Annotated in this window: 2 protein-coding genes; both read left to right on the top strand. The window is 39.9% G+C overall.

What is annotated here, in order from left to right:
- Positions 1 to 135: 135 nt before the first annotated feature.
- Positions 136 to 1,167, top strand: a complete 1,032-nt coding sequence (locus tag A2517_RS06220; RefSeq protein WP_294895192.1) for a hybrid sensor histidine kinase/response regulator — start codon at positions 136 to 138, stop codon at positions 1,165 to 1,167.
- A gap of 2 nt (positions 1,168 to 1,169) precedes the next feature.
- Positions 1,170 to 1,440: response regulator (locus tag A2517_RS06215; protein ID WP_294895190.1), on the top strand; the 271-nt coding region annotated here is incomplete at its 3' end.

The following is a 1,440-nucleotide window of genomic DNA, read 5'->3' as shown; positions in this document are numbered from 1 at the left end:
GAATTTCTTATCAATACCCTCGACAAAGGATCAGCCGAACAATGGCTTAACGAACGATTGGCGGAGCTGGACTTTGAAGCTATTCGTAGCAGTATTGTTTCTGCATACGAAATTGAATTAAACTAAAGAGGACGCATGTTTACCTACAAACCTGATAGACCCAAAGTGTTACTGGTTGATGACAAAGTCCGTAATCTCATTTTAATTAAAAATATTTTATCCCCCCTCAACCTCGATTTTTACATTGCACAAAATGGAGAAGAGGCGATTAAACGGGTAACGCAGACTACTTTTGATATGGTTCTTCTGGATATAGTGATGCCTGATATCGATGGTTATGAAGTATGCCGCCGCATCAAAAGTATTTCACGCGAACGAGACCTCTCTATTCTTTTTATGAGTGCATTGCGAACTCACGAAGACAAGACCAAAGGATTTGAAAGCGGCGCGGATGATTATCTCGTAAAACCGCTTTATGAAAAAGAGGTTCTGGCCAGAGTGAAACTTCATCTAAAAAAACGTTCCCTCGTTAAACACCTTACCGCACTGTTAAAACGCTCCTATCACGAACTCTATAACCCCCTTAGTATTATTAAAACTTCGGCTGAAATGTTCGGTTACCGTCATCCTAAAAACAGTTACGTCGATACGATGCATGCCGCTGCCAAGTCGCTTCATCTCATTTATGAAGATCTCTACTACGCACTTGGAGCAAAAAAAGAGATTCCTGAAAGAAAAGTGGAAAATTTAGCAAAATTCTTGCGAAAGCGTGTCGAATATTTCACCCTTCTCGCAGAAGTAAAAAAAATACGAATAGAACTCGACACTCAAGATGAGTGTTTAGTAGAGATACCCTCTAGTGATTTACAACGTATTATTGATAATACGATCTCCAATGCGATCAAATACTCTTTTGAAAATACAACCATACATATTTCCCTCATCAAAAAGATGAACATTATCCTAAAAATTACGAATCACGGCAGTACGATTATTAATCCGCACTACATCTTCACCGACGGATACCGAGAAGCATTCGATACCATTGGTATGGGAATCGGATTGGAGATTGTTGCCTCTATATGTCAACGACTTAACATTCATGCCGTTGTTGAATCCGCAAATGGAGTAACAACCTTTACCTATACGTTCAAAAGCGGTAATTAACGATGAAAATAACCTTGCTTGAAGACGAATACGCGTTGAGGAAGAATCTAACCGATTTTTTTACCTTCCACGCCTATGAAGTTGAGCCGTTTGGCGAGGGGAACGATATGCTCAATACGTGTCGTTTTAACTCAGATATCTATATTTTGGATATAAATGTTCCCGGAGCTAACGGATTTGAAGTCACCGATTGGATAGTACGCAACGACCCTGAAAAACCGATCATTTTTATGACTGCCTACACCGATATTGAGAGCATCACCCATGCTTACC

Source organism: Sulfuricurvum sp. RIFOXYD12_FULL_44_77, from assembly GCF_001830725.1.
In the GTDB taxonomy this organism is placed as follows: domain Bacteria; phylum Campylobacterota; class Campylobacteria; order Campylobacterales; family Sulfurimonadaceae; genus Sulfuricurvum; species Sulfuricurvum kujiense_A.
This window is presented reverse-complemented; position numbering and strand designations above follow the sequence as displayed.